This is a genomic window from Streptomyces sp. NPDC050423, assembly GCF_040655445.1.
GTDB lineage: Bacteria > Actinomycetota > Actinomycetes > Streptomycetales > Streptomycetaceae > Streptomyces.
Genome location: NZ_JBFAJY010000088.1, coordinates 1 through 4,184 on the forward strand (window position 1 = coordinate 1; position 4,184 = coordinate 4,184).

Consider the following 4,184-nt stretch of genomic DNA (forward strand, 5'->3'; position numbering starts at 1 on the left):
ACAGCACCCTCATCCGCCAACCACCCCTGCACACGCTCAAGCACCCCACCCAACACCGACCGCACACCCACCACCGGATCCACACCCACACCCACCGACGGCACCTCAAACACCACCGCACCCGACACACCAGCACCCCCCACCACACCAGCCGACACCAACGGCCGCCACACCACCTCATGCAACCCACCACCCACACCCGACCCACCCAACTGCCCCACCGACACCGGACGGAGTGTGAGTCCGTCGACCGATAGGACCGGTGCTCCGGCGGTGTCAGCCATCGCCATGGATACGGTGTCGTCGCCGGCCCCGGTGAGGCGTACGCGCAGCGCGGTCGGACCTGACGCGAACAGGCGGACACCCTCCCAGAAGAAGGGGAGCGCGGGACGGTCGTCGCCCGCCGGGCCTGATTCGAGTTCGGCCGCTCGGAGTCCGAGGGCGTGCATGGTGGAGTCGAGAAGCGCGGGGTGCAGCCCGAACCGCTTGGCATCCGCGTGTACGGAGTCGTCGAGTTCGACCTCCGCGAAGATCTCCTCCCCGGCGATCCAGGCCGCCTTGAGCCCCTGGAAGACGGGGCCGTATCCGTAGCCACGCTCGGCCAGGAGGTCGTACATGTCGGCGACCTCCACCCGGTTCGCGCCCGGCGGGGGCCATTCGGTGAGGTCGAAGGCCGGCACCGCCTCACCCGAACCCGCACCCAGCACACCGTCCGCGTGCAACACCCAGCCCGCACCCGCGCCATCGCTCTCGCGACGCGAATGCACCCGCACCGAACGACACCCGACCTCATCCGGACCACCCACCACCACCTGCAACGCCACACCACCACGCTCCGGAAGAACCAGCGGCGCCCGCAACGTCAACTCCTCCACCACCCCACAACCCACCTCATCAGCAGCCCGCACCACCAACTCCACAAACGCAGCACCCGGCAACAACACCGACCCCAACACCTCATGATCCGCCAACCACCCCATCCCCTCCACCGACAACCGCCCCGTCAACACCACACCACCAGAATCCGGCAACGCCACCGCCGCACCCAACACCGGATGATCAACCACCACCTGACCCAAACCACCAGCATCACCACCACCCACACACTCCAACCAGAACCGCTCACGCTGAAAGGCGTACGTCGGCAGATCGACACGACGCGCACCCGAACCCTCGAAGAACCGAGCCCAGTCCACCGAGACACCCGCCACATGCAACTGACCCAACGCCGCAACAGTCACAGCCACCTCGGGCCGCCCCTTACGCACCAACGAAACGAACAGAGCCGACTCAGCGTCCACCGACTGCTGCGCCATACCGCTCAACACACCATCCGGACCCAGTTCGACGTAGGACGTGACGCCCTGGTCCTCCAGGAACCGGACCGCGTCCGCGAACCGCACGGCCTCCCGCACATGCCGGACCCAGTACGACGGCGTCGCGACCTCCTGCGACACCGCGCCCGTCACATTCGACACCACCGGAACGGACGGGGCAGTAAACGACAGTCCGGCCACCACCGCCCCGAACTCCGCCAACATCGGCTCCATCAACGGCGAATGGAAGGCGTGCGAGACACGCAGCACACTCGTCCGGCGCCCCTGCTCCTCGAACGCCGCGACCAGCCCGCGAACCGCATCCTCCGTACCCGAAACGACCACCGCACGCGGCCCATTCACCGCAGCCAGCGCAACTCCGTCGTTCAGTAGCGGAAGCACCTCGGCCTCCGTTGCCTCTACCGCCACCATCGACCCGCCGACGGGAAGCGCCTGCATCAACCGACCACGTGCCACGACGAGTTCAGCCGCATCCGCCAGCGACAACACACCCGCGACGTGCGCCGCCGCGATCTCACCGACCGAGTGGCCGACCAGGAAGTCCGGACGGACCCCCCACGACTCCACCAGCCGGAACAACGCCGTCTCGACGGCGAACAGACCGGCCTGGGCGAACATCGTCCCGTTCAACAGACCGACGTCCTCACCCCACACCACCTCACGCAACGAACGCCCCAACCGGGCATCCAGCTCAACCAGCACCGCGTCGAACGCCTCCGCGAACCCCGGGAACGCCTCATACAGTTCCCGACCCATCCCCAACCGCTGCGCACCCTGACCCGTGAACAGGAAGGCCGTAGCACCGGCCGGACGCACCGACCCCCGCACCACCGAAGCCGACACCTCGCCCTCAACCAGAGCCGTCAGACCCCGCACCAGCTCCTCACGGTCCGACGCCGCCACCACCGCACGATGCTCAAGCACCGCACGCGACACCACCGACGAAAAACCCACATCCAACAAGGAAGCGGAAGCGTCCATACGCTCAAGCAACTTCGCGGCCTGACCCGACAGCCCCGCCTCACTCCGCGCCGACAACACCACCGGCACCACCGGCACCCCAACCACGGAAACCTCAGCCGGCTCCACCTCCACCGGAGCCTGCTCCACAATCACGTGCACGTTCGTCCCACTCAGCCCGAACGACGACACACCCACCCGACGCGGACGATCCCGCTCCGGCCACACCCGAGACTCCGTCAACAACTCCACCGACCCCGCCGCCCAATCCACCTGCGGCGTCGGCACATCCACATGCAACGTCCTCGGCAACACACCATGCCGAATCGCCTGCACCGCCTTGATCACACCACCCACACCCGCAGCCGCCTGCGCATGACCAAGATTCGACTTCAACGACCCCAACCAGAGCGGATCGCCCTCCGGGCGCCCCTGCCCATACGTCGCGAGCAACGCCTGCGCCTCGATCGGATCACCCAGCCGGGTGCCCGTACCATGCGCCTCCACCAGATCAACATCGGCGGACGACAGCCCGGCGTTCTCCAGCGCGGCGCGGATCACGCGCTGCTGCGAGGGGCCGTTCGGAGCCGTCAGCCCGTTACTCGCACCGTCCTGGTTGATGGCGCTTCCCCGCACCACGGCCAGGACGTCGTGCCCGAGCCGCCGGGCGTCCGAGAGACGCTCGACCAGCAGCACACCGACACCCTCGGACCACGCGGCACCGTCCGCGGCACCCGCGAACGACTTGCACCGACCGTCCTTCGCCAACCCACGCTGCCGGCTGAACTCGACGAACATGTCCGGGGTGGACATCACGGCCACGCCGCCCGCCAGCGCCATCGAGCACTCACCCGAGCGCAGAGCCTGGGCCGCCAGGTGCAACGCCACCAGCGACGACGAACACGCCGTGTCGATCGTGAGGGACGGTCCCTCAAGGCCCAGCGTGTAGGAGATGCGGCCGGACACCAGGCTGCCGCCCGTGGTCGCGGCGGCCTCCGTTCCCTGGCCGTAGTCGTGGTACATCAGGCCGGCGAAGACTCCCGTCCTGGTCCCCTTCAGGGAGCGGGGATCGATGGCCGCACGTTCGAGGGCTTCCCATGATGCCTCCAGCAGCAGGCGCTGCTGGGGGTCCATGATCAGGGCCTCGTTCGGGCTGATCCCGAAGAACGCCGGATCGAAGTCTCCCGCGTCGTGGAGGAACCCGCCCTCGTTCGCGTAGGTCTTGCCCGGCACTCCCGGCTCGGGGTCGTACACGCCCTCGATGTCCCATCCCCGGTCGAGCGGGAACCCCGACACCGCGTCGCGGCCGGCGTCGACCAGATCCCACAGGTCATCGGGCGAGGTCACTCCGCCCGGGTAGCGGCACGCCATGCCCACGATGACGATCGGCTCGTCGTCCAGGTCGCGCACGGCGGGGCCGCTGCTCGGCCGCTCCGCCTCCCGCACCTCGCTTCCGTCGAGTTCGCCGTCGATGTACGCCGCCACGGCTCGTGAGGTCGGATAGTCGAAGACCAGCGTCGCGGGGAGCCTGAGCCCGGTCGTCAGGTTCAGTTCGTTGCGGAGCTCCACCGCGCTGAGCGAGTCGAAGCCGAGCTCCTGGAAGGGCCGGTCCGCCTCGATTGCCTGGGCCGACGCATGGCCCAGCACCTTGGCCACGCGGCCACGGACCATCTCCAGCACCTTGCGTGCTCGTTCGTCGGCGGCGAGACCGGCCAGACTGCGCACCAGTTCCTGCCCGCCTCCGGCCCCGGCATCGGCACCGGCACCGGCCACAGCGCGGACGGCGGGTCGTCTGGTGGTGGGGACGAGGTCGCGCAGGAGTGCGGGGATGGTGTCGGTACGGGTACGGAGTGCGGTGACGTCGATCGGAAGGGGAACCAGGGCGGC

Annotated in this window: 1 protein-coding gene and 1 pseudogene; one reads left to right on the forward strand and one right to left on the reverse strand. The window is 68.6% G+C overall.

Features of this window, described 5'->3' with window-relative positions:
* Nucleotides 1–3,953, reverse strand: a 3,953-nt coding sequence (locus AB0I52_RS32680; protein WP_363078780.1) for a beta-ketoacyl synthase N-terminal-like domain-containing protein, incomplete at its 3' end; no start/stop codon positions are given.
* On the opposite strand from AB0I52_RS32680, the pseudogene AB0I52_RS32685 reads away from it, so the two are divergent.
* Nucleotides 3,933–4,184: pseudogene (locus AB0I52_RS32685) on the forward strand (hypothetical protein); the annotation flags it as partial. The gene AB0I52_RS32680 and the pseudogene AB0I52_RS32685 overlap by 21 nt on opposite strands.